This window comes from Bacillus sp. BB081 (assembly GCF_008368895.1).
GTDB classification, from domain to species: domain Bacteria; phylum Bacillota; class Bacilli; order Bacillales; family Bacillaceae_G; genus Bacillus_A; species Bacillus_A wiedmannii.
Genome location: NZ_QOZX01000023.1, coordinates 22,567 through 49,419 on the forward strand (window position 1 = coordinate 22,567; position 26,853 = coordinate 49,419).

The window sequence follows — 26,853 nt, forward strand, 5'->3', positions numbered from 1 at the left end:
CAGTTCCTCTCCTACCTATCTTCCTTGCGCTTCTCTATATCTTGAGGTGGGAATTTTATTGCCCGTTAATACGGGATAAATTAAATTCCTATTCAATCACATCTTTATAAATGTAGCATTTCAGCCTTTACAACTTGAATATATTCCTGCAACTTGCAAAACGCTTCCGTCAATTTCCCTGTTTCTTCTTTATGAAGAAAGCGGGTCTTGTTTCGTTCTTCCTCTATGACAAGTAGTTGCGCGGCTGCATAAGAAAGACCATACTTTTCACATTTTCGTTTTATATCTTGAAAAAAAGAAGGAGGTACCGTCCCTGCTCCTGAGACAAGCATCTCATCTAGAGCTTGTTCCAATTCATCGATTATGCGCACTAACTCTATCATACAATGTTTCCCCTTCATTAAGTGTAATATTTATAATTTCTCCTACTTCTGTATATAAAATAACAGGTGTAACTACGAGCTTTGTTCCTTCCTGATAAGGATGAACTAGCATTCTCTTTACATGTAATGAGTCCAAATATATTTTTACAAGTCGAATCGTCCGCTCATTGTCTCGTTGTTTCATCATTTGCATTTGTAATACTTTCCCCTTTTTATCAATAAGAGGTATAATCCATTTTTGCTCTTGCTTCTGAAATTCCCATTCTTCCATCTCAGCAAATTCGATACAAAAGACTCCTTGTTTACTTGCCTCTAACCTGTTCGCTTTTACTTTTTTTAGTAGTTCTTCCCATGAGGTTATAAAGAGCGATTGCCACTCTGTTACATTTGTTTTTCCGTCTACTTCCCCTACTGTCTGTGAGCTAGATGACAATTGGAAATCGGTGTTAAGCTTTGCATGTTTCAACCCTAGAGATGAGCGAGACAGTTCGCATCCCTTCCCTGCAATCCCCCATGGAACTTGCTTTTCATGGAGGTCCTCAGAAGTTGTGTTGCTCCCTTCATAAAACATGGGACGTGACTGTGTGTATGTGATCCACTTTTCCTGTTCTCGATTATAGAAATAATATGTCACACCAACATAACCGGACTTCGTTTGCCAGCCGGATGCGCCAAAGGCATGCAAAGTAAGCGGTGGAACTTCATAATATTCCGAACGAAACGGACTCTCTTGCAGACGGTGACGTTCTAACAACACAATGTATTCATAAATCGCGGACAGCGTTTGCCGATAGGATGCCATTTGAAAAGATGCATGTTTCATTCGGTATAGCCTAATATCAGTCCCTAGCTTACGAAATAAATTTTCTAACTTTGCTAGTTTCAAAGAACGCGCTTTTACAGAAAGTTGTTCTATTTCATAGATTGTTTTTTCTGTAAGACGTGTTAATCCAAAGTGAACAATTTGCTCAATCATCTCTTTGAAAATAGATAGCTTATCCGACTCAATAATAAGAAACCGCACCTGTTTCGTTTCATGCGAAATTCCTCTCTCTTTTTGATACCAATATATTGCTTCCGCCTTATGCCGGCATATTCCCTCTGCTTTACATGTACAAATCGCATCAGCTACCGATTCAGCTGTCAGAAAGCGAACCGTTATATCCTCTTCTGGAAAGGAGGCGATTAAAGCACCCTCTTCTTCCAAAACAAACTTTTGCTGAAATGTTTCGCGGAACATCATTTCAGCCCACATTTTTTCGGAGACAATATTGCGAACGTCCACATTCAAAAGGGCAGAGAAATCAACTTTTATGTTCTCCTCACCTTCGTACATCTTCTTTGCTCCTAATAAAGCCATAATGACATGCTTACAAATCGAGCGTGCTTCACAAGTGCAGGAGTAACTGCGTATATCTCCTGTAAACGTTACAGTAGTTTCATCATCAAGATGTATTTGCGCTGCCCCCTCTTCTACGTCCATTTTGATATTTGTTGCAGCAGCCAAATCCTTCATTGCTCTCTTATATGTTCCTTTGTTGGACATGGCAATTAAATATGTTTCATCAATAGAGGAAAGAACATTTAAGAAATGATTGTTGCGATCCACTGTGCCAACCTCCCTGGTGTTAGCGCGGCTACATGAGCACCGAGCGCCGCCATTTTTTTAGCTGCCTGTTTATCATAAAAAGGCTGTGCAGTCGGATCAAGAGAAGTAAGCACAATCAGTTTTGCTCCTGATTCTACAATCTTCATCGCTTCTCGGTACATTTCAGCGTAACTGCCACCTTCATTTAAATCCGTTACAAGCACGACAATTGTTTTATGAGGCATCTCGATTTTATTCGTTGCGTAGCGCAGCGCCTGAGCAATATATGTTCCTCCACCAAGCTGTACACTCATAAGCGTTTCCACCGGATCATCAATACGATCCGTTAAATCAACAACAGCTGTATCAAAGATAAACAAATCTGTCTTAATCGTCGGTAAGCTTGCGAAAATACCAGCCATAACTGCGCTATGGATAACAGAATCAATCATACTTCCACTCTCGTCTACTGCGAGGATTACACGCCATGTGCTAACATGTTTAGTGGCAGCGTAAAAGTACGGTTTTTCAATATGAATGGCGTTTGTTTCCTTGTCAAAATGCTTTAAGTTCTTTCGAATCGTTTTCTTAAAATCAAAGTTACGCATCGTGCGCACGCGGCTAGAACGATTTCGATCCGGTCTACCGCTTAATGCGTGCTTCACTTCTTGCTCTAAATTACGACGCAACTCCTCAGTGACTTTCGCTACAATACGTTTAGCTGTGTCTAATACATCCGGTTTTACATAATCTTTAAATTGTAAAATGCATTTTAATAAATTCATATTCGGTTCCATTTTTTCAAGCGTTTGCTTATCCTGTAATAGAGCTGTTAATTCATATTTCTCTAACGCATGATTTTCCATAATTTCAATGGTTTCTTTCGGAAATAACTCCCGCACTTTCGAAATCCAAGTCGGCACTGTTAGCTGAGAGGGATCTAAGGATCCACCGCGCTCTTCTCCGCGTTCTCTCTCGTACAAAAAGTCCAGCATCTCGTCCATTTCTCTGTATACAGGTTCTTCTTCCTGAAATGTAATTTGATCATCCGCATGTTTCCCAAGAACAAGACGCCAGCGATTTAAAGAAATGTTATTCTCCATCTTCTAGCCCCCGTCTCATTAAAATCCCCTTCACTTTCCGATCTAACTGCATTACATACATCAGCAGCTCTTCGGAAATTGGTTCTTCTTTTATCGCTTCTTCTGTAGCGCCATATAACTTGGAAATCTGTCTAGCAATCGTATCCACTTCAAGCGGCGTGAATTGACTGAATAAGAGGCGTAAATGTGGCAACACTTGTAGAAATATCTCTTCATCAAGTTCTTCTAGAACATGAGACATTCCGCTAAGCAACGATTCGTTATATAAAAAGATATCTTTGGCGCCAGCAAACAAACCATTCAAAAATATCGGAGCTTGCTTTTGCATATCACCGCTTCCATAAAAATACCCTTCTGCCACTTGCATTACCTCATCGATTTCCCGCTTTCCTAAAGAAGTTAACAGCCCAAATACTGCTCCCTCTACTTGACTTTCTCTTTTTTCCTTTTGCAAATAAAGCTCCAATGCGTCAATAAATTGCTGATCTGTAGGCTTCATTGTATACAAATCGATAAGCTTTTCTGCAATAATTGCTGGTTCGCCCCCATCTAAAACAGAAAATAACGAAAGTGCTTTATTCCTAGCGTAATCCGCTTGCTGATTTGCTTTTTCTATTTGTGATAAATAATAAGCACAATTTGCCATAGAAGCAAAATCTCCATCCTTTTGCACAGCTTCATCTATAAATTGGGTATACATGGAAAAGTCGGAAAACAAACCACTTAAATAGGCTTCTAGCAATAAAAGGGCCACCTCTCCAGCCCGTCCCTTTGCCTTGTGTAGCTTTGCTCTTAGCATTTCCTGCGCCGCTTCTTTCACCGTTCCGCCATACACAGATATATCAATCAGAGCACTTTCTACTTGTGCTGAAAAACGATATTTCCAAGTTTCACGCATAAGATTAATATTCTGTTTTCTAGCTAAGTTTGGACCGCGTAACTTCTTGCAAAATGGAACTCCTAAAAAAGCGAGGCAATGAAAAAATTGACTTAAGCGCAAGTGCCTTTCTTTCTTGTATATGTCAAGAATCGTCTCCTGCGGTACAGTTGAACGGGCCGGTAGACGAAACGACCGAACGGAAGCACGAAAATCATGCACGAGCGGCGGCACATCTGCTTCTTTTGACAATTCCCCACGCTTTGTCCCTTGCAAACTCTTCTGAAGCAATGCTAAAGGCTTATTGGCCGAGAATATCTCACCTTTCACAAATGTACTGCGCACTGCGTCCATTAATTCATACAATCCGGGTTGCATCTTTCCACGAAGCAGTGCAAGTTCACGTATCATTCGTGCAGCCTCAATCTCATCTGCCATTGATATTCCTTCTACCTTTAGCTGTCTAGCAATTCGTATCATAAATTGCTCAGCTACCGATTCATCGCTGTTCTCCCAAATATGTTGGTAAAAAGCAGGTGCAGGCATTCCGCTCTCATAGCCACGCATCTGATCACTTTCCAAAAAGGAATACGGCATAAGATAGTTTTTAGCATACAATTTAGGTAACGGGCTTTTCGGCAACTTTTTCTTTTTTCCTTCCAATTCAAGAAGCCCTTTCACATGAAAGCCTCCAGTAATAACGAGCACCTTGTCATACACTTTACGCGCTTTTTCAATTTCTTTTGCCATATGTATCTCTCTGGCTTCACAACCGTCTTCTGTCAACATCCCCTGCGTATAGTCCGCGCGTGTATAATAACAATAATGAAATAACTGATGGACAAACTCCTCGCTCGTCATATGAAAGCCTTGCAACTCAAAGTATTTCTCCCAAAACTCATGGAAATTTCGGCACCCGGTTTTTTCCGAAAGCATACGGACATATTGGCTATGCCAGAAATATTGCTCATCATGTTTCCCATTCTCTTCCTCATTTTTTGTTAAAAACAAATATTCTTTATAAGGAAGATCAATAAATGAAACAGGAATGTTCTGTGCAGCGCCTTTTCGTAGCGCGACAAGTTCTGGCGAATAGTCGAGAAAGGGATAGTACGCACGGTACTTTCCACTTTCTCCTCTTTCAAGCACATTCGTTTTATCATCATAACTGCAATATATACAAATCGGAGCTTTACTATCTGCACTCACAATATGCGGAATAAGTGGGTTACAGTCTATCGGGCCTTCTATAAGAATTGCATCTGGTTTATAGCATTTAACAATCTTTTGTATATGAAAAGAGCACGCGGGACTATGATGGCGAATTGGCACGTATACGACGTTCCGATCTAAATTGTAAGCTCTTTGAAACAATGCATTTACTTCTGCTGATTGCGAGCTTCGAAAAACGACTTCCATACCTCTCCTCCTATTTGGCCTCGCGCCTTAACGATGCTTGTAAAATAACTGCGTAACTTTTCTAAATCATCCTTGTTTTCTTTCGCAATCGTCCCTGACAAATATCGAACAAGCGCATCCATTTTCACTTCTCCACTTCCATAATAGTACGCATCCATTGCACTTTGATAATATACAGATACCGCTTCTGCAGTACTCATAACAGAAGATGGCTGATCAATTCGTTTCCCTTCAGCAGATACCCCTTCCCGAAGTTCATGAAAAACAGTCGCTAACAGCTGAACAACCGTTTGATCCACTTTTGGTTTGATGCCTGATGCCCTTAATAACCGCGTTACTTGTGACTCTATTATTTTTGCTTCAAGCTTTACATCTTGAATTGGGTGTACCGTTTCAAAATTAAAACGACGTTTCAATGCACTACTCATCTCATTCACACCGCGATCGCGTGTGTTAGCCGTCGCAATAATATTAAAGCCAGGCTTTGCTGTAAGAATTCCTTGTTCTCCAAATTCCGGAATATTGAGCACCTTATCGCTCAGAACGCTGATCAATGAATCTTGCACTTCCTGTGGGCAACGCGTTAACTCTTCAAATCTAGTTAATATCCCTTTTTCCATCCCAACGAAGAGAGGCCCTGGCACAAGCGCCTCCCTTACAGGTCCTTTCGCAAGAAGAAGTGCATAGTTCCACGAATACTTAATTGTATCTTCCATCGTAGCAGCGGTTCCTTGCACAGTGTTACGACTATTTCTGCATATTGCGGCAGTAAGTAGCTCACTCAGCATCGTCTTTGCAGTCCCAGGCTCCCCAATTAACATAAGTCCGCGATTCCCTGCTAATGTAACAATCGCTCGTTCCACAAGCGCATCATTCCCATAAAACTTACGGCTAATTTCCACTTCTTTTCCTTCCAAAAGAAGCGGTTCTTCTTGTCCGATAATAAACGTACGAACAGCACGCGGTGACAATCGCCAATTAGGTGGTTTTGGAAACGAATCATTCGCTTCTAACGCATTCAATTCTATTTCATACAATTCTTCCATTAATGGTTTAATAGACTGCATATGTCATTTCCTTTCTTATCGCTTACTGCGCCAGTTTTCATCATGGCCAAGATTCGATTCTGTCGTCCGTTTTATATCATATAAAATTTCGCTAAAAAATCGTTTAGGTACTTGATTTGGCACAATGCGTCTCGCATCATCAACTTCGTCATAAGAGTATGAACCGCGGCTCACTGTGCCTGCTTTATAAAATTGAATTTCAAATAAGCATACATCGTCCTCTTCTTCATATCCAACAGGTGCACCTTCAAATGCAAGCTCCGCCCCTAATCCTGTGCGAGTGTCTTCTTTATAGAAAGAATAATACACACCAGCGTCTTCAACTGATCCGCGATTCCAACCGTACTTCGTTAACTTACCAAACAGCGACCGACCATTGATTTGAATGCCCCCAAACCTTTCCACAGTTACTTTCTCATCTTCCGCCGCCAGAAATACTTCGCGAACAATTTGCGGGAATGGTTGGATAACCTCATAATCTTCTAATTGTTCCTTCCATAATTCCCTTTCCTCTTTGGACAATTCTAGCGGATGGATCAGACCGATAACAGTGTCTGGCGTAAGTTCATGCTCTTCTTCGTCAACCGTATTGAATGTGCCGTCTTCCATATAACGAAAAGTCGCAAGCAACTTTCCTTCCTTATACTCGCCCCAAATAAGTGAGATAGCAAATTGCTGCATAATTGGATTTTCCACAAACAAAGACTTCCATGTATGTTGCGACCAATAACGATTAAGAGAAAGTGCCATTTCAAGACGTTGCGTTTGCATACTAATGATACTTCGAAGCTGTTTCTTTATAGATGATAACTCCACCTTAGCCTCTTCTGCTTTTTCCACATGATCTTTTGCATTTGGTTTCGGAAGCGACTTTATTCGTTTTCCTTCTTCTGTTTTTAACTCGATTTTCAGGTTAGGCGTTAAATAGGCAGTAAACATCCTACTTCCGTAATCAATTGTCTTTTCACCGCGTTTATTAAAACCAAGGTCCGGAACAAGCTGATCCTCTAGTTCTTCTTCTGTTATACCACGTGTTTTAGCAGCGAGACTCAACGCTTCTTTTGCAGCATTACGCACCTGTTTATGTTTATATTTGAATGCTATAGTATTCATCGTCATAAGTGCAAGATGCGACGAAGACAACGCCAACGCCTGAACAGCTGCTGCAGCGATAGCTCCGCGCATGCCAACAGCCCACTCATCAATCTGCTTTTTGAGCAGCAGCGCCATTTCATCATCACTATGAACGCTATACATCGAAAGAATACCGCGCTTTTTCGCCTCCGCTCCTTGAGAAATCCACAGCTGATAGATCGCTTGTATATTTTCTTTCAAATCTTGTTCATTTAAAGCTGCACCTATCACTTCCACCGCTTCCTTTTTCTCAATTACAGACTCCGATACATACTGCTGAAAATAAGCAAGCGGAAGCGTTGCATCTGCAATTACATCGGAATCACGAAGACGAATTTGTGGTTCAAATCCGAGCCACTGCACGAGTGCGTTTCTTTTTTGTGGTGTTAAAATACGTGTACAAAAAGCTTCGATACTTCCTGATACTCCTTCTAGGTCTCCATTGCCAAGCAGCGGAGCAAACTTCTCCATCAAGGAAGCATTTTTCTTTTCTTGCAAAGCTTCTTGCACAAGTTGTGTATATTTTTCAGATTTATAGTTTAAAAGTGTTTGCATTACATTTTCGCGTACGACTTTCTTTCTACTATTCAATTCCTTCGCTACATCATCTGCAGCTTCCACATCTTTTGTAAGAAACTCGACTGCGGCAGTACGTACTTTTTTAGAGGAATCTCCAAGACTTTGAATAAGAAGAGCACGCGTTTTAACCCCATCATACTTTGCTAGCTCATCCAAAATGAAAATCCGTTCATCTACAGGATACTCAGTAAATACTCCTGTCACATATGCCTGTTCTTTTACAAATAAACGAACGAGTGCTTCTTTTGCCTTACTTTCCTCCTCACTGTGCCCAGCAGCTTGTTTAACTGAATAATAAACAAGTTTCTCCTTCGATAAACCGTAGGATAGAAGATCTTCCAACATTCGTTCAAGCGAACCTTCCTTATGAGAATACTGTTGCAGAAGTTCATATAATTTATAATTATAGTCATTTCCAAATTGAAGTTTGAGTGCTGCTTCCCTCTTTACCGCTTCCTCTATATCCCAAAGGAGTGCAATTGCTAAAACAGACATTCCTCGGTAATTATTTTGCTGCTTCGAACTCTCGAGCACTTGCTTCATATCTTCAAATGATAATTTCCCAACTAAATAGTCACGATATGTATCACGTATGTCAGATGATTCCGACTCAAGGGCAATCGCTAAAAATTCTTCACGTACTCTGTTTCGATTGAATTCGTATCCTTTTTCCGCCAAAAGCATCACCACGAAAAGATAATGACTTTGACTTAAATATTGCAGCGTACGCTGAACAAATTCTGGCTGTTCTTCCACCATACGAAGCAATAATTGATATTCATATACTTTGTCGGAGTTAAAGACGCCTAAATGACGCCATGTAAGACGATATGCGAAAAACCTTTCCTCTGAAACACCGAATTGTTCGCACAAGTTTAGACTGGTTTCATACGCTTGTTTATCAAAACTCCTTGTTCTTACATGATTTCCAAACTGATCAAGAACATGACACACATGATCCGTTGCATAATCCATAAAATTTTTAACAGAACGTTTCGCTAACAAGTCAATATATCGTCTTGCCACATTTGAATGCTGATAAACACGAAATAATAGGTGCCAGGTTACATCAGGTAAAGATGAACCAACAGAAACTTCACTATCAGATTCACCTTGAACGTATCTTTTCGCCAATTCTATCTTCTCTTGTGCCCCATCCAGTTTCAATATAAACTCCGCATGCTCTAGCAGCTCTTCCTCCAATAAAGAACTGTACGTAAGAAATCTCTCATAATCTGCATCTAGCATATGCAGAAGCAAAACCATCTTTGGTCGACCTGTTATAACTTGCAACTTCTCTTCTATGTACTTTGGATTCTCCCTTATTAATTCCCTAAGAAAAACATCCGCTTCATTTACAGAACGGGAAAGATTTGTTAAATACTTACACGCCAATTCTACAAGACTATCAAATGCAAGACCGCTTTTTTCAAAATAAACTTTTATATCTGGAAAACTCATATGTGAAAAGCGTACGAGAAGAACGTTCAACAGTTGATCTTCAAGCAAGTAATAAAATAACCGAAAAAAACCTGCGTCTTGCTTATACGTTTCCCTAAAATCACTCATAAACTGCCAAGCAAAATCACTACGTTTATTGTCACGAATCGTCGTTTGTTCTATATGCTGTAAAATTTCTTCATCTCTCGTCTGCAAGTAACGTAACGCTAATTCTTCTTGTTCCCCTGTTATATTAAGATGTTGAAACAACTGATATGTACTGACTGCCACCTTCTCTGCCTCCCTAGTTCTTTTATAAATTCATCGTTATATTATTTATATATAATAATAACCATTCTCTCGTATGTCTGAAATTTCAGATACATAAATACGGAATATATTTACATTATTAGTATATCATATCAACCTAAATAAGAACGTACGTTTCTTTTAAAAACTTCATATTTATTTAAAACAATCATTGAAAATTTGGTTTAGAGATACACAAAGTAAGTACTGAATGTTTTTATGATATGTATTAGACTTAAGATTTCGGCAAAAAATTCGAGCACTGCATTCAAACGTAATTTAATGAATAAAAAAGACGCCAATTATAGCGTCTTGAACTGTACCCCGGGGATATGCAACGCTATCTTAAATAGATTTTCTGGTTATAATACAGGCCCATAAAGGAGCTGTTTTATCCCACTTTTATTTTTATTTGTAATTCCATGCTATTTCTACTACTTCTTCGGGAGTCAATTCTTCATCATTCCAAAAAATCAAATCACTTGGAGCAGGGTGAGGTACACCAGAGTTATTAAATTGATGAACATAGTTACTGTGTTCATCCTCAGGTAAATTAAGATCATAAATTTTTTTTACAAGCTCAAGCAGTTCTGTTTCCGTCAATTTACATATCAAATTTTTCATCCTTTCATTTAATTTATAACCCTTTGTTCCCGAAATGGTATGCGGGATCTAAAACATTTTGATGTATTTTAGGAGATACAATCATTAGATTATCAAGATTATAGACATCTCTACCTTTATCGATAGACAGTTTATGATGCAATATATATTTATTATGGTTACCATAATGTTCCGTTCTTGGTGAGTAAGGAGCCTTACCGTTTTTCATAAGTTTTTTTATATCCATAGGACTAAATTCTCCAGCATAACTTGAATCAGCAAGTGTTTTCCAAAATTCCTCTCTAAAATCATCAAATGATTTAAATTCTTTTCCGACTAATTTGTCTCTAACTTCTTGCCGAATAATACCAATATCACCATCATTATACATTAACTTCTATGATGTATAACCTTCTAATGAATTAAGCTAATTCTCCTGTTTCGGAGGTTAGGGTAAAAATATCCTCCTTGAACATAGGCATTTTTTTATTCATGAAGAAATATTACCGCAAAGCTACATTGATAAAACACACGGCAAATTTATTTATCAAATTACAAATCCAACTCTCACAAAAAACAGGATAAAAAAATAAACAGCAGAACTAGTCCACTGTTTACTTCGCCACGCCTTCATGTAATTTTTCTGTATAATCTTTTACATCTTTCCAGCTATCTTTCGCTGTATGTAAATCTTCTTTTATAAACGTAAATTCTTCAGGGCTGATTCCTTTTACGTTTTGCAGTAAATTATTATATTTTGCCCCTACTGTATACCATTGATTTGATATATTTTGCAGTGCTGTAATTGCTGCATCAATTGTTTCAGTCATATTTGTTGTTTTATTTTTTACATCTGTCAATATTGCCACTTCTGCTTGTGCGCCAGAAATTCTATCTTTTAAATTGGAGATTTCTCTTTCTGCATTTGCGATATCTTTTTTCGCAATCGCAATCATCGGTCCGCCAGCAAGACATGTTATTAGTGCTACGCAAAGTACGCCACCAGCAATGACCATATCATTACTCTTTTTGATTGAATCGTTATATGTATTTATTTGTTGCTCTAGAGCTGGAATGCCAGCATTCGTACTTGCTAAAATTGCTGTTAATTGATTTGTATCCTCTTTAAAACTATTTGTGTCTTTCGCCATTCTATCGCGAAAAGCTTTCAAATCCCCTAATAATACATCTACCTCATTTTGATTTTTTACAATATCCGCATACAACTTTTCTAAATCCGCTTTTAATTTTCCACTATCCTTTTGTTCAATCGCTACTAGCATACTATTATAATACGCTTGAAAAGTATTATTGTAATTAATAATATTTTGATCTGTTTTCATAATTTGAGGCTTCATATAATTTAACCAATACGCTGCGTTAATTTTTGCATCTCTTTGGTGCTGAATCATATTTCCTTTAAACTCACTATTAATGGAACTTATTTTACTCAAATCAGTCTCTTGCTGATTTTGAATTAATTTTGCATATGAATCCATTGCAAATATGCTCGATGTCGTTTGCGCCATAACATCTTGGAATCCAGCTGGCCCTAACGAATAATTTCCCGCACTTTCTTGCAATGTTTTTGCGTTTTGTTCTGCTGCAAAAGGATGTAAAGGAAATGCGTTACTCGTTGCCACTCCAGCAATCATTAACGTTAAAAGACATTTTTTATAAAATCGTTTCTGCATACTCTTCACCTATTTTCTTTATAAGGGTATAAAAAGCTCCTGCTCACAACTGAACAGGAGCTTCAAATCACTCATCAATACTTAACGCTCTAACGATTCGTATCCGATTATGCTTTTTTCGTATCTACTACTTTAATATCTTCAGCATAAATCTTTTCTGCATAGTCTTTAATGTTTTTCCAGCTATCTTTCGCAATGTTCAAATCTTCTTTAATGAAAACAAGGTCGTTTGGACTAATTGAATCTACATTTTGAAGTAAAGAATTGTATTTTGATCCCATTGTGTACCATTGATTTGAAATGTTTTGTAACGCTGTAATTGCAGTATCAATTGTATTTGTTAAATACTCCGTTTGTGTTTTAATGTTCGTTAACCCAGCTACTTCTAATTGAGCAGTTGTAACTTGTCCTGTTATTTTTTGAATTTCAGCTTGTGCATTATCAAGCTCTTTCTTCGCTAATACGATTCCAGCTGTACCACCGCCTACAGCTGCTGCACCACCTGCAATTAATGCGACTCCTAACGGCGTTCCTGCACCTGTAGCGATAACTACTGCACCACCGATAATTGCAATTGGGCCTAGTGCTGTCGCAACAGATGAGCCGATAATTATTGCATTATATTTACTAATTGCTTCATTGTACGTTGTAATTTGATTTTGCAGAAGCGGAATTCCAGCATCTTGACTAGCTAATATAGATGTAATTTGATTTGCATCACCTTTGAAGTTTTGCGTATCGGACGTCATTTTGTTTCGGAATTTCTTCAAGTCTTCTACTAACTGATCTACTTGCGCTTTATTTTCATTAATACTACTTGATAATCTAGTTAAACCTTTCGTAAGAGTCGCTTTATCTTTTGCATCTACCGCAGCAACTAAAGTATCATAATAGTTTTGGAATTTCGTATTGTAATTAATAATATTTTGATTCGTTGAAATAAGCTGTGGTTTTAATACATCTAACCATTGCTTCGCATTTCCTCTAGCTGTATCCTGGTGCTGAATTACTTTCCCTTTTAAAGCCGCATCAACAGACGATACATTACCAAAGTTAACATTACCTTGTTTAATAATTGTTAAGGCGTACAGATCCATTACTAAAGCGTTTGAACCTGTTCTTTCCATTGCATCTTTTAGGCCTTCTGGTCCTAATGAGTATTCTTCATAGTCATTATAAGCTTTTGCTACCGCATGAATTGGAGCTTGTTTCACTGTACTTTCAGCTGCATACGTATGGGCTGGCATAATGTTTCCTGCTGCAAATACTGCCATAAGTGCTGATAGAGCCATTACTTTATAAGGTTTTTTTGTCATTTTTCTTCTCTCCCTATATCGCTAATTATTTTTCTGCTTAATGTACTTCAACGTTTGTAACGTAATCTTCAAATTGATTCGTTTGTTTATTCATTTCATCACTTACTTTTTTAATTTGATTGAAATGTTTTTGCAGTAAACTACTATCTGTATATGTGCCTTCTTCAACATTCTTTTGAATTTGGATCATATTATTGTTTAAAACTTTCCAATCCTTTAATAACGTTTCCAAAGTTGTAATTTGACGATCGATTAGTTCTGTAAAGCTACTTACTTGATCTTCAACGAATGTAATTTGTGTCGCCTCTGCTTCAGTTTGTGATAACTTTTGAATAAGTGGTAATAGCTCTTTTTGCTTTTGCTGAATGCGAAGAGCTGCTTCTCTCGTTTGACTATCTGCAGCATTTACAATTTCATTACTTAAAGTACCGATAGAAACGAAATCAATTGTTTTCGTTTGTGCAGTTTGATTTGTAATTGTAAATACTTGTTTACCGATATTAATAGAACCTTTAATAATTTCTTGAGGTCTATTCAAAATAGTCGTTAATTCCGCTTGAATTTCCCCTTGAATTCTTTTAATATCTTCTCTTAATTTCACAATATCTCCACTTGATCCTTGCAGTGTTTTTATTGCTTCATCAGCTTTAAGTGATAAGTTGCTACTATCTTTGTCTAATACCGTTTTAAATCGATTTAACTCTAATAAATCTTGCTCCATACTCTCTTGGATGCTTTGTACTTGCAATTGTAATTTTCCATATGCATTTGTAAAATCTGCTTTTGCCTGTTCATCTTCATTGACGTTTCCTGCTAGTTCATAGAGCTTACTATAATAACTATTAAATCTAGTACTATATCTCATCATCTCTTGATTTAAGTCGATTAGCTTCGGATTATATTCATCAATCCACTCTCTTACATTTGCCTTTGCAAACTTTTGATGATTCGTCAAACTACTCATCGCATTCACCTTAATGTCTGGCTGCTGTAAAATAACTAATCCGTATGCTTGTATAAGTGGTGACTGTGACCCTAACATTCTAATTGAATTGGATAATGTATTTGGAGCAATTACATTTTGTGCATATACTGTTTTCACTTCTGTTTGCCCCTCTTTAGCGTAAGCGCTTACAGGAATAAAACAACTCGTAGATACTGCTGTAACCAATAACCCTGTAATTAAAGTCTTTTTCACTTTAACTCCTCCTATGTATTAGCAACTATTACTATCGCATTTTATTATTCTATTTTCTTGCACATAATTTGAGATGGTTAAAATAGAGAACGTTCTCACCGCGATCCATGTACGAACCACCTCTCTCAACTTTTATTGCTACAGTACTTACTTATTGTTATAAAACATTTCATATGTGATTAGTATGAATAATATTGTATAAAATTTCTATTTTATAGCCATCCTCACATTCACACAGTGAATATATTACATAAAAATATTATTCATTTTAAACTAAATAACGTACGTAAATATGAAATTTCGTTTTGTTTTCATGTAAGTTTTGTACTGTAAGGTCATTTAAACACAGCTATTTATATAACGTAAAGAAGTATTTTCATTCCCTTTATTTTCAAGCTTTCCTGTCCTTATTTCAAAATATAATCCGCTTCACTTTTTCAATTGAGTTATCCATATATCACAACAAAAACCTCTACTTATTCATAGATACAAAAATTATATTGATATATTTTTTAGACCCATATGCAATTATGCATAGTGTATACACAAAAAGGATAGCTTCACTTTCGTAAAGCTATCCTTAAAAAATCTTCTTACTTTTTCAAATGATATGGAACTGTCGTAATAACAACATTTCTTTTATAGAGTAAATACGCACGTATGAGTAAACTAGATTGATTATGAAGAATGTTATGCCAACCTTTTTTCGGTATGAACTGTGGTATAACGACAGTAACTCGGTAATTTGATTCACTCGCTTTATATTGCACTGTATCAATAAACTTTGTTAGCGGTTGAATAATACTTCTATAGTGAGAATGTAAGGTAACAAGTCTTACTTCAGGTTGCCACTTCTTCCATTTCTCTTCAAATTTCTTTTCCTCTTCTCTGTCAAAAGCAACATATACAGCGATAACTTGATCTGCAGAAAGAGCCTTCGCATAGTTCAATGAATTTTCCACCACATGAGTCATGCCCGCTACAGGAACGACAATTACATTTCCCTCAATTGGAACAAGTGGTTCACAAGTTTTTAAACTTAATTGATCGCCCACTGCATCGTAATGCTTCTTAATTCGATGGAACAAGAAGATGATGGCAGGTAAGAAAATAAGGATTGACCAAACTTGTGCAAATTTAGTTAAAAAGAACATGCTCATTACGATAAAACTAATAACTGCACCAATTAAATTAACCGTTAATCTCAAAGCCCATCCTTCAGGTTTTTCACGAAGCCATTTTAATACCATACCCGTTTGAGAAAGTGTAAATGGAATAAATACACCCACTGCATATAACGGGATTAAATGTTCTGTTTGCCCTTGGAAAGCTACAATTAAAATAATCGAAGCTATCCCAAGTATAATAATACCGTTTGAGTAACCTAGGCGGTCTCCTCTTATCGTAAACATTCTTGGTATGAACTTATCTTTTGCAAGGTTAACTGCTAATAACGGAAATGCAGAATACCCTGTGTTAGCAGCAAGAATTAATATTAAAGCAGTTGTACCTTGTATGAAATAGTACATAAAATTACGTCCAAATGTTTGTTCAGCAATTTGTGAAACAACTGTTACTTCCTTACTTGGATTAATTCCGTAATAATAAGCTAAAAAGACAATTCCTGAAAATAACACTGCAAGTAATGCACCCATTGCGAGCAATGTTTTCGCTGCATTGTTAGGTGCAGGATCCTTAAAGTTTGGAATTGCGTTAGAGATTGCCTCAACACCTGTTAAAGCCGAACTACCCGATGCAAATGCTCGTAGCAGTAAAAACAAACTAATTCCCGCAACCGGCGTTCCAATCGGCGTGTGTAAAGTCGGTGAAACGTGACCAGTTAAAATATTGTATATCCCTACCCCAATTAATATAAATAGTGCTAGAACGAATAAATAAACCGGATATGCTAAAACGGAAGCTGATTCCGTTACCCCTCTTAAATTTAAAATAGTAATCAATATAACAAATATAATCGCAATGATTACATTATGTGCATGTAAACTTGGAAAAGCTGATGTGAGCGCATCTGTACCTGCAGACACACTTACCGCAACCGTTAAAATATAATCGACTAATAAAGATCCTCCAGCAATTAACCCTGGATTCATCCCTAAATTTTCTTTTGATACAACATACGCTCCTCCGCCATGCGGGTAAGCGAAAATAATTTGTCGATAAGATAAAATAAGAGCAGTTAATAACACTAATACCCCAACAGCTATCGGAATGGAGTACCAATAAGCTATTGCCCCAAGACCTGCTAATGCAATTAATATTTGCTCTGGACCATAAGCAACCGATGATAAAGCGTCAGAAGACAAAATTGCTAACGCCTTCGTTTTATTGAGCTTTTGTTCTCCAAGCTCAGTTGATTTTAACGGTCTTCCAATTAAAAATCTTTTAATAGATGAAACCACTGCTGTCCACTCTCCAATAATTTTGTACGAACTTTTCTGCTAGTTACAGCGGATAAACGATTTCTTCAGAAAACAAAAAATGTCTACAAGCCATAACGAAATAGACTTGTAGACATTATATTTTTTGTCGCACAAGCTCCACCTTCCTTCTCAATATAACGCTTACGAGGTTAGCTGTCGGATTCGGGCCTATGAGTAGCCCTACCTTTTTCAAGGATTCACCCCATTGGATTAAGTACTAATCCATAAGAACGGGTCCCCCGTACCATGCGGTTTCAGCGATTTAGAAAATTGAAACTGTGGATTATAATACTCCTTTATTTTCAAAATGTAAACAAAAATTTTGAAAAAGAAAAAATTTAAAATGATTGCGCATAATCCGCCGGTAAATATACATAATGAATACTAAAAAATCGATAAAGGAGACCCATATGTCTAAAGAAAAAAAGCCTATTTTTTCCGATTCCTATTTAGATGCGTTAGCAAATGAAATTAATCAATTATACGGTAAACGTGAACAGGAAATAAATTTGACAGATAGAACGAAAAGAAATAAATAATTTGTCATAAAAAAAGAAAGCAATACACTTATATATTGCTTTCTTTTTTGTTTTTTCATACATCCAATTGTATTGCTGATCTGTTAAAGGTCATTTCTTCATACACTTTTAAATTTTGATATACCGCACCCAATAATGGTGCTTTTATAGAAAATTGCTCTGCTACATCTAGTAAGTATCCTTGTAAGTGCTTCCCTTCAATGGACGAACCTTTTTCCATATCACGCTGCATCGATGACTTCATATCATACGAAATTTTATCTATTGTTTTCATATGTTCCTGGGCAATATTATCCTTAACTGGCGCTTCCATAGATCTCATAATTTGCACACATCCTTCAAATAAGTTTTGGATAAAATCGTGTCCACCTTCGCTTTCACGAATCGGTCCTATTGGTGCACGCATTAATGTTGTCACACCTGACATTACAGTAATAAATAAATATTTATGCCACATATCTTGCGTAATGTTTTCACTTAAAACAAAACTAGATTTCGTACCTGCAAATGCTTTAGAAATATGCTTTATTCTCTCTGAATCTTGAAGCTTTATTTCTCCAAATACGAGTCTGTTGGCGGCACTCGTTTGTACAATTTCTCCTTGATCGTTTAACGTCGTCTCGATAAAGCATAAACCGCCAATTACTTTTTCCACGCCGAATTCTTTTTGTAATAGTGATACATGAGCAATACCATTTAACAATGGAATTATGACAGTATTTTCACCTACAAACGGCTTCAAATCTTGAATCGCCTCGTTTAAGTGATACGCTTTTGTTGAAAATAAAATAACATCAAATGGAGAAGTTCGATCTTCTTTCGTTATTAATTTCGGTTGGAAGGAAAAATCCCCATTAACACTACGAATAACAAGTCCCTTTTCCTCTAATTGCTGTTTTCTTTTACTGCGGACAAGAAACGTAACATCTTCTCCTTTTTCGACTAATCGCCCTCCAAAAAAGCCTCCGACGCCACCCGCTCCTAATACTAAAATACGCATACAACATCCCCCTTTTCAAAATAAAATTTTACAACATGTAGTATACATAACATTATACATGTCCCCTACTAAATAAGCTGAATTTTCATTCTTAATCAAGTGTAAAACAGTGGTTATTTTCAAATAAATTTGGGCATGTTGTTTTTATAGCATATATGAAAGGAAACAATGTAAATGGAGGCAATACAAACAATCGAGGAAAAAGATGTAGCAACAGCTATATTTCAATTTATATTCCCATTTTCTTTTAAAACTGGATATGAACAAAATATGTTCCCTTTCTTACAGAAAAATGATTTCCGCCCTTTTCGACTCGATCATCTTGAAAATGAAAATACATACTACGGAAAGTTTCAAGTTTCACATCAAAATATGGAAGCATACTATCTTTCATTTACAAATAAAATTCTATTTCCTCACTCAGAGCATCAAAAAGGATTACAACGCTATTCTAAAGACCTTAACTTAACTGGACACTTAACAACAAATCTTATTTCCGTTCCCTTCAAGATTCATTCTATTGATGTAACACTTTGCCCTTATGAGCTTGGCTTCTTAACAATTCGGACAGAAATAGAAACCGCTCCAAACATGACATTATCAGAAGCAATCGAATTCGCCGCCCGCTTCCGTGTACTCGAAACTAAAAATGATACAAACGAGACTATTTGTATTGAATGTAACGGAAAACAATACTCACAAGTGGAAAAACTTATATTCGGTGATTTATTTCATGGTGTAACAGACTTCTTTGAGAAAAAGAGATTGCGGAGCTCTTACTTTCAAACCTTTCCTTTCTTTGAAGACCAAAGAATGTATGTACAAACGTTATTATCTATAAAAGAAGATATGGACCTGAATGAAGTGGATGTTTATCGTACTTCCAGCCTTTCCGGATTAACAGACGATGGTAAGCCGTATATTAGCGCAAATAATGTTCCTTATATTCAAGATTATTTAATAAAACATTCTTATCAAAGATGGGCTCCTAATCGCTACTTTGTTATGGAAGAACATATTTTTACATGTATAACAAATGAAGGTGAGCAAGCAATCGCTAAACTTGCTAGTCAAATGTACGGGGAGTTTTATTACGCTTTATTATTAAACTTATTTCATAAAGTTGTTTTATTAAAGATGGCCAACGCTTATGCTGAACTAAACATTGAACAAGATACAAATGAAATAGAGCAATTAATTTATTCAATCAATTCATTTACAGCAAATTACTTCTCTTTAGAGTTAGTATCCCAATCACAGAGTGAAGATATTTTCTTCCGCTTAAGAAATCTATTTAACATTGAAGTACTATACTCGAATGCAAAACAAAATCTTGATAGTTTGTTTAAATATCAAGAAAATGTCGCTTCTAAAAAAGATAGTCTTTTACTATTAATTTTAACGCTCTACTCTGTAGTAGGCCAAATGTTAGGGTTTACTATGATTGATCTTTTAAGAAACACCGATTCAAATAAAATCTCGTCGCCACTTGAATTTTTCGCGCTTTTAATAGCAATTAGCGGCATAGTCATTTCACTTATTTTAGGTGCGCAAAGTTTATACCAATGGAGTCTACAACATAAACGAAGAAAATCATGGGTAAAACAAACTGTACTTTCTGCTGTTAAAGAGAAAGATGATAAACATTAAAAAGGGTCATTTTCAAATTACAAATACGTAGAGCATTTCAGTGAATGAAATTTTTATCAGCGATTTTTAAGATACATCGGCGCAACTCAAATTATATCAGCGATTTTTAAGATATATCGACTTACCGACTAAAACTGATAAAAAACACATAGTAAAAAAAGTACTCCAAAATAAAATTTGGAGTACTTTTTTATTACAATAATTTAGCTTACTTCCCTGCTTCGATTTTCTCTAATGCAGCAGCTACTTGCTCTTCAGTTAATTCGTGTTGAACGATATAACGATTACGTGGGTGTACACGACATTCATGAGAACATGCACGTAAATGTTTCGCTTCGTTTTCTTCAGAACATAAAATTTTCTTATTACATTCTGGATTTGCACAGTTTACATAGCGCTCACAAGGTTCACCTGTAAAGTGGTCTTTACCAACGATAACATGCTCTTTTTGATTTACTGGTACAGAGATACGCTCATCGAACACGTAACATTGTCCATCCCAAAGCTCACCTTGTACTTCTGGGTCTTTTCCGTACGTTACAATACCGCCGTGAAGCTGACCTACATCTTCGTAACCTTCACGAACTAACCAACCAGAAAACTTCTCACAACGAATTCCGCCTGTACAGTATGTTAAAATCTTTTTACCTTCAAGTGTTTCTTTGTTTTCTCTAATCCAATCTGGCAACTCACGGAATGATTCAATATCTGGTTTAATCGCACCTTTAAAGTGACCTAGATCAAACTCATAATCATTTCGTGCATCAATGATAACTGTATCTTCTTGTTTCATTGCCTTATAGAATTCTGTTGGCTCTAAATATTTACCAGTTATTTCTTTTGGATTAATGTCGTCTTCTAGACGAAGTGTAACTAACTCTGGACGAGGGCGTACGTGCATTTTCTTAAATGCATGTTCATCTGCCTCATCAATTTTAAAAACGATTCCAGCAAAACGTGGATCATTGTTCATTGCTTCCATGTATTTCTCTGTTTGCTCAACAGTTCCAGAACAAGTTCCATTAATTCCTTCTGTCGCTACAAGAATTCTTCCTTTTAACTCAAGTGATTTACAAAATTCTAAATGCTGTTCAGCAAATTCTTCTGGATTTTCAATTGTTGTGTACATGTAATATAGTAATACTCTATATGGTTTTGTAGTTGCCAATTTATTTCTACCACCTATCTAAATTTTAAAATCATGTATAAGTTAACGTTCATATCAAAACATATATAATAAGAAAATACATACTAAATTGTACTTAGCCTATTTTCTTCTATTTACAATTTTTTCTATAAGTTAACGAAAATAAAAACAAGATTACATCACAAAACACTATGGTTATGTTGTAATCCCAATATATTATATATCATACAATTTCATTTCCATCAATTAATATGCTGTAATATAGGCTCTATGTTCACATAAATTTCAAAATTAGTCCTTTAATTCATTATGTTTCCCCATGTGATCACACCATAAACTCCCATTTTTTTATAACACGACACCATCTATTGTAGCAAGGCATATAATTTGCACTAAGGAAACATTTATGTTCAAATAAAAATATCATCTAATACATTTAAATGTATTGAAATAAACAATAAGAATACTTACAATAATTTCATCAAGTTAACATTTCAAAGGGGAAAACTACTATGAATAAAGATATATCAAAAGATGAACAAGTCCCTTCTCAAAGTACAACTGTTCAATCAGCACACTTAGCTTTAAGTGGAGAAACGAAAGGCTGGAAAAGACTGTTACCGTTTTTAGGACCCGCTTTTATCGCATCCGTAGCTTATATTGACCCTGGTAACTTTGCTACAAATATCGCAGCTGGTTCACAATATGGATATTTACTATTATGGGTTATATTCGCCTCTAACTTAATGGCAGTATTAATTCAAACTTTATCAGCTAAATTAGGAATTGCTACGGGAAATAATTTACCTGAAATTGCTCGCGAACACTTTCCAAAACCTGTGTCTATTGGCTTATGGATTCAAGGTGAACTCGTTATTATGGCTACAGATTTAGCGGAATTTATCGGGGCAGCACTCGGATTGTATTTATTATTTGGAATTCCGATGTTACCAGCTGCTTTAATTACAGCAGTCGGATCATTTATTATTCTTGAGTTTCAACGCAGAGGATTTCGCCCACTAGAAGCTATTATTACAGGGATGATTTTTATCGTAGTAATAGCATTTGGGATTCAAGTTTTTTATGCAAAACCAGAATTAAGTCCCCTTCTTTCAGGACTATTTATTCCAAAATTCCAAGGTGTAGACAGTATATTACTTGCAGCAGGGATATTAGGTGCGACAGTTATGCCACATGCAATCTATTTACATTCTGCATTGACACAACGCCGCGTGATCGGAACAAATGATGAACAAAAGAAAAAGATTTTCCGCTTCGAGTTTATTGATATCATTATCGCAATGGTTATCGCTGGAGCAATTAATGCAAGTATGTTAATTGTTGCTGCTGCACTATTCTTTAAAAATGGCTTGCATGTTGAAGATCTTGATGTTGCTTTTAACCAGTTCAGTACTTTAGTCGGCCCTGTATCAGCTGCTTTATTTGGAATTGGGCTCTTATCAGCAGGACTATCTAGTTCTTCTGTCGGTACAATGTCAGGTGATATAATTATGCAAGGTTTCATTCGAATGCATATTCCGTTATACTTACGCCGTTTTATTACAATGATTCCACCATTAGTTATTATCGCTTTAGGTGTAAATCCAACTTACGCTCTAGTCATGAGCCAAGTCGTCTTATCATTCGGTATTGCTTTTGCATTAGTACCACTTATTATGTTTACAAGCAATAAAAAAATTATGGGTGCGCTCGTTAATCACCGCATAACAACCTTTATCGCTTGGATCATCGCTGCACTTGTTATCATTTTAAATATTTTCTTACTGTATCAAACATTTGTAGGGTAATGAGAAAAGGTATTCCAATAAAACTGGAATACCTTTTTTCATTACCACTTATGTATGTACCTCTTTCTGGCATTATCGTACCTTTTTCAGTTCGGAAGTAAAGTGGTAATCCTTCCGAAAGAAATATGCTCACCTTGGATGGATCCTGCCTTTGATGATGAATATGTAAATGCGGCTCACTTGAACTTCCTGAGTTACCAACTTGAGCAAGTACCTCTCCTTCATTTACATGTTGGCCTTCCCTCACTTTAATTGATCCTTTTTTTAAATGGGCAAGAATCAAAAATGTCCCTGATTCATCTAGTTGCAAATAAATATGATTCCCCGCCATTGACTGAAAATCATCCTCTCCTGGAACTACATCTTTTTCATCGTTATTGATTGATACAACTGTTCCAGAAGCTGGTGCCATTACTTTCGCTCCATATATTCCATAATCCTCTAACTTACTACTTTTCACTTCAGCAGGCGGAATAAGAATATCATATGCCCATCGTTCATTTGGTTTTATAACATGATAGTTCGTTTCTAATCGATCACCACCCCAGCCCACTAATGCTCGTTCATTCAAAGGAAAGCGAACTACTGCTTTAGGATTCATAGAATGTACATCTGCTGGATAAGCAAGTCCCCCTATGTTAGCAAACCATCCTAAAGGCCAAGCTCCAATTATAGAGAAAAGAACTATGAAGAGTAATATTCTATCTATTCGATTTTTGAAAATGCCTTTCCACACAAATAGTAATGCTGACCCTATCAAAATAAAGATTGATACTAAGCTAAAGGCTTGTATACTCCACCAAACAATGACTGATATAACACCATTAGCTAAACAAACTACACTCCAACTTATCATTAAAAACGCAACTAAAATTACCAATACATATTTCTTCCACATGTTGTATCCCCACTCTCATATCTTTGTTCTACATGATACGAAGTGAAAATTACGACATATAAAAGAAATACTTACGACTTTCTTACAATTCTTTATAATGCGGTAAAACGATAGTGAAAACAGTTTCTTTCTCGTTACTGCACACAGTGATATCCCCTTTATGAAGCTCTGCTACACTTCTTGCAATTGCAAGTCCCATTCCTTTTCCACCCGTATGAGAGCTACGTGATTTTTCACCGCGATAAAACTTCTCAAAAACGTAAGGAAGGTTCTCATCCGGAATACATTGTCCAAAATTTTTAATTTCTATTTCAGCATTCATGTCTTTTTTAGAAACTTGAATTAAAATATCCTTTCCGTCTTTCCCGTACATAATACTATTACTAATTACATTTTCGAATAGCCTCACCATAAGCGCTACATCTATTTCCACATGTAACTCCTTATCACCATTAATACAAAAGCTCATATCGGCATCATCTAGTTGTGGTACAAAATCAATCATGATTTGTTCAATGAACGATTTCATATTTACTACACTTTTATGTAATTCGATCTCTCTATAATTTATTTGACAATATTCTAATAAATCATCTACTTGATTTTTTAATTCATAACTTTTTCGCTTTAGTATACTTACATACTGTTCACATTCTTCTCTATTTGAATGAAGCTGATTTCCTAACAGGTCCGCGTAACCGATTAGAGATGTTACAGGTGTTCGTAAGTCATGAGAAATATTACTAATCATTTCAGTTTTCATTTCCTGCGATTTTTTTTCATTCTCGATAGACTCTTTTAGACTTTTCGCCATTCTATTAACATTCTTCGCTAATTCACCAATCTCGTCATTTTTTGAAATAGGTATATGTATTTCAAAATTACCATTACTTATTTCCTTCACACTCTTGTTAATTTCAGATAACCTTTTCATCATTGTTTTTGTCATGAATGCAAAGTATGTTGTAGTAAAAATTAAAAAAACTATAAAATATAAAAATGAATATTTTTCCTCTAACGCAGTAACATGACTATATATATTTCCAATTACAATTTGAAACGCTATTATACTTACGGTTGCTAGCAAAATACTACATATGAATGCGATAAAAAACTTAGCTCTAATGCCTTGTAATGATTTAATCTTCAATTTTATATCCGACTCCCCAAACATTTTGAATAAACTTCGGTTCTTTTGGATTCTCTTCAATTTTATTTCTCAATCTCGCAATATGAACCATTACTGTATTATTACTTTCATAGGCTCTTTCTTTCCAAACGCTCTCATATATTTCTTCAATAGTAAACACACGATTCTTTGCAGCGGCCATTAAGTACAAAATATCATATTCAGTTTTCGTAAGATTAATCGTTTCCCCATATAACATTACTGTCCTCGACACTTCATCTATTTCTAAACCTCTAATATTTATTTTCTTTTCTATTACTTGGACAGCATTTTGATTGAAATATGTATACCTTCTTAATTGAGCTTTCACTCTTGCTATAAATTCAATTGTACTAAACGGCTTCACAATATAATCATCTGCCCCAGTACTAAACCCAATTACTTTATCTACATCCGATGATTTCGCGCTTAAAAACATAATTGGTAAACTATGTTTCTCTCTAATCCTTCTACACAATTCTATCCCATCCATATGTGGCATCATAATATCCAAAATAGCAAGTTGAATACTGTTATTATTTATTATTTTTAAAGCCTCTTCTCCGTTATGAGCACTAAAAACTTTAAAGCCTTCTTGCATTAAATTCGCGTTAACAAATCGAACAATATCTTGATCATCATCTACAATTAAAATTGAGTTTTTCTCCATATACAAACCTCTTTTTGAAATATATTCCACAATCAATTTTAACACAAATCAAAACCGTACTTACCTCTTGAATAATCTTTATTTTCAGACTAAATTATATAATAACAACACATTCTAGTTTCAGAAGAAATGGAGTGAAAGTATGTTTCCTAAATTGAAAACCGACCGACTCGTTTTACGAGAACTTACCGAAGAAGATGCACTGGGTATACTACAATGCTTTTCTAATACTGATGTACTGCGCTATTATGGTCAAAAACCATTACAAGATGTTAATCAAGTGAAACAAGTCATTCATAACTTTAAGCTCAGTTACAATGCAAGAAGCGGCATAAAATGGGGAATCGAATTAAAAGACAAAAAAGAGCTCGTTGGAACAATCGGGTTTCATGATTGGTCTTCTGAGCATAAACGAGCCAATATAAGTTATGCCTTTCTCCCTGAACACTGGGGAAAAGGATATGCGACGGAAGCTGTTTCTGAAGTTATATCATACGGTTTCCACACACTTCATTTAAAACGGATCGGAGCAATTGTATTTCTTGAAAATGAAGCTTCCAATAAAGTGCTATTAAAATTAGGTTTTGAAAAAGAAGGAGTTCTAAAAAATTATATGTATCAAGATGATATCCCATATGATACGAATTTTTATTCTTTATTAAAATGAGTTTAATAGAAATTATACGTAAAAACTCGTTTCAGCATAATGAATCAAGATAGTGGATTTTTAACGAAAGATAGGAAACCGAGCGTTTTTCATTTCTTAGATCATCATACGACTGATGCGAAGTACAATAAATTATATAATCTAAAAAAAGGCAT

General features: G+C 36.0%; 20 protein-coding genes, 1 pseudogene and 1 riboswitch. Of the genes and pseudogenes, 4 read left to right on the forward strand and 17 right to left on the reverse strand.

What is annotated here, in order from left to right; genetic code table 11:
• Positions 1–104 precede the first annotated feature (104 nt).
• The 12 genes and pseudogenes from DN394_RS12695 to DN394_RS12750 form a co-directional block, all read right to left on the reverse strand.
• A complete protein-coding gene (locus DN394_RS12695) occupies positions 105–383 on the reverse strand; it encodes a hypothetical protein (RefSeq protein WP_097994794.1) in 279 nt (92 codons plus the stop codon).
• Positions 355–1,992, reverse strand: coding sequence for an SWIM zinc finger family protein (locus DN394_RS12700; protein WP_046959108.1), 1,638 nt, complete (start codon positions 1,990–1,992; stop codon positions 355–357). Before DN394_RS12700 ends, DN394_RS12695 begins: the two co-directional genes overlap by 29 nt.
• Positions 1,968–3,074, reverse strand: coding sequence for a VWA domain-containing protein (locus DN394_RS12705; protein WP_098109885.1), 1,107 nt, complete (start codon positions 3,072–3,074; stop codon positions 1,968–1,970). Before DN394_RS12705 ends, DN394_RS12700 begins: the two co-directional genes overlap by 25 nt.
• Entirely contained in the window at positions 3,064–5,370 is a 2,307-nt protein-coding gene (locus tag DN394_RS12710; protein ID WP_149293841.1) for a DUF5682 family protein, read from the reverse strand. Before DN394_RS12710 ends, DN394_RS12705 begins: the two co-directional genes overlap by 11 nt.
• Entirely contained in the window at positions 5,331–6,437 is a 1,107-nt protein-coding gene (locus tag DN394_RS12715) for an ATP-binding protein (protein ID WP_149293842.1), read from the reverse strand. Before DN394_RS12715 ends, DN394_RS12710 begins: the two co-directional genes overlap by 40 nt.
• 15 nt (positions 6,438–6,452) lie before the next feature.
• Complete coding sequence (locus tag DN394_RS12720; RefSeq protein ID WP_098208869.1) at positions 6,453–9,881, reverse strand: DUF4132 domain-containing protein; 3,429 nt, start codon at positions 9,879–9,881, stop codon at positions 6,453–6,455.
• Between the two features lie 426 nt (positions 9,882–10,307).
• The gene (locus DN394_RS12725; RefSeq protein ID WP_097917645.1) at positions 10,308–10,514 is read right to left on the reverse strand and encodes a bacteriocin immunity protein; all 207 of its coding nucleotides are present in this window, start codon (positions 10,512–10,514) and stop codon (positions 10,308–10,310) included.
• A gap of 22 nt (positions 10,515–10,536) precedes the next feature.
• Positions 10,537–10,899 (reverse strand): annotated as a pseudogene (locus DN394_RS12730) (WXG100 family type VII secretion target); the annotation flags it as partial.
• Positions 10,900–11,116: 217 nt separating this feature from the next.
• Complete coding sequence (gene nheC, locus DN394_RS12735; protein ID WP_149293843.1) at positions 11,117–12,196, reverse strand: non-hemolytic enterotoxin NHE subunit C; 1,080 nt, start codon at positions 12,194–12,196, stop codon at positions 11,117–11,119.
• Positions 12,197–12,303: 107 nt separating this feature from the next.
• Positions 12,304–13,512, reverse strand: coding sequence for a non-hemolytic enterotoxin NHE subunit B (nheB, locus tag DN394_RS12740; protein WP_000162961.1), 1,209 nt, complete (start codon positions 13,510–13,512; stop codon positions 12,304–12,306).
• A gap of 37 nt (positions 13,513–13,549) precedes the next feature.
• Positions 13,550–14,710 (reverse strand): non-hemolytic enterotoxin NHE subunit A, encoded by a 1,161-nt coding sequence (gene nheA, locus DN394_RS12745; protein ID WP_097917642.1) that lies wholly within the window; start codon positions 14,708–14,710, stop codon positions 13,550–13,552.
• A 593-nt stretch (positions 14,711–15,303) separates the two neighbouring features.
• Positions 15,304–17,130 carry an APC family permease gene (locus DN394_RS12750; RefSeq protein ID WP_000254869.1) on the reverse strand — a complete coding sequence of 609 codons (1,827 nt, stop codon included), beginning with the start codon at positions 17,128–17,130 and terminating at the stop codon, positions 15,304–15,306.
• A gap of 144 nt (positions 17,131–17,274) precedes the next feature.
• Positions 17,275–17,421: riboswitch (cyclic di-AMP (ydaO/yuaA leader) on the reverse strand.
• A gap of 140 nt (positions 17,422–17,561) precedes the next feature.
• On the opposite strand from DN394_RS12750, the gene DN394_RS29390 reads away from it, so the two are divergent.
• Complete coding sequence (locus DN394_RS29390) at positions 17,562–17,690, forward strand: hypothetical protein (protein ID WP_000031869.1); 129 nt, start codon at positions 17,562–17,564, stop codon at positions 17,688–17,690.
• A 55-nt stretch (positions 17,691–17,745) separates the two neighbouring features.
• Here the strand turns inward: DN394_RS29390 and panE are convergent, their stop codons facing one another.
• The gene (gene panE, locus DN394_RS12755) at positions 17,746–18,690 is read right to left on the reverse strand and encodes a 2-dehydropantoate 2-reductase (protein WP_149293844.1); all 945 of its coding nucleotides are present in this window, start codon (positions 18,688–18,690) and stop codon (positions 17,746–17,748) included.
• Positions 18,691–18,864: 174 nt separating this feature from the next.
• On the opposite strand from panE, the gene DN394_RS12760 reads away from it, so the two are divergent.
• Positions 18,865–20,340 carry a hypothetical protein gene (locus tag DN394_RS12760; RefSeq protein ID WP_046959100.1) on the forward strand — a complete coding sequence of 492 codons (1,476 nt, stop codon included), beginning with the start codon at positions 18,865–18,867 and terminating at the stop codon, positions 20,338–20,340.
• Between the two features lie 208 nt (positions 20,341–20,548).
• Here the strand turns inward: DN394_RS12760 and trhO are convergent, their stop codons facing one another.
• Positions 20,549–21,508, reverse strand: coding sequence for an oxygen-dependent tRNA uridine(34) hydroxylase TrhO (gene trhO / locus DN394_RS12765; protein WP_149293845.1), 960 nt, complete (start codon positions 21,506–21,508; stop codon positions 20,549–20,551).
• A gap of 491 nt (positions 21,509–21,999) precedes the next feature.
• Between trhO and DN394_RS12770 the strand changes: the two genes are divergently transcribed.
• Entirely contained in the window at positions 22,000–23,295 is a 1,296-nt protein-coding gene (locus DN394_RS12770) for an Nramp family divalent metal transporter (RefSeq protein WP_098705260.1), read from the forward strand.
• Here the strand turns inward: DN394_RS12770 and DN394_RS12775 are convergent.
• The 3 genes from DN394_RS12775 to DN394_RS12785 all read right to left on the reverse strand — a co-directional run bounded on the left by DN394_RS12775 (position 23,252) and on the right by DN394_RS12785 (position 26,031).
• On the reverse strand, positions 23,252–24,193 hold the full coding sequence (locus DN394_RS12775) for a M23 family metallopeptidase (protein ID WP_098705261.1): 942 nt from the start codon (positions 24,191–24,193) through the stop codon (positions 23,252–23,254). The two genes, DN394_RS12770 and DN394_RS12775, sit on opposite strands and share 44 nt — an antisense overlap.
• Before the next feature lie 82 nt (positions 24,194–24,275).
• A complete protein-coding gene (locus DN394_RS12780) occupies positions 24,276–25,343 on the reverse strand; it encodes a HAMP domain-containing sensor histidine kinase (RefSeq protein WP_141520993.1) in 1,068 nt (355 codons plus the stop codon).
• Positions 25,333–26,031 (reverse strand): response regulator transcription factor, encoded by a 699-nt coding sequence (locus DN394_RS12785; RefSeq protein ID WP_097917634.1) that lies wholly within the window; start codon positions 26,029–26,031, stop codon positions 25,333–25,335. The genes DN394_RS12780 and DN394_RS12785 overlap by 11 nt, the downstream gene beginning before the upstream one ends.
• Positions 26,032–26,173: 142 nt before the next feature.
• Between DN394_RS12785 and DN394_RS12790 the strand changes: the two genes are divergently transcribed.
• Entirely contained in the window at positions 26,174–26,698 is a 525-nt protein-coding gene (locus tag DN394_RS12790) for a GNAT family N-acetyltransferase (protein WP_097917633.1), read from the forward strand.
• The last annotated feature ends 155 nt before the right edge of the window (positions 26,699–26,853 follow it).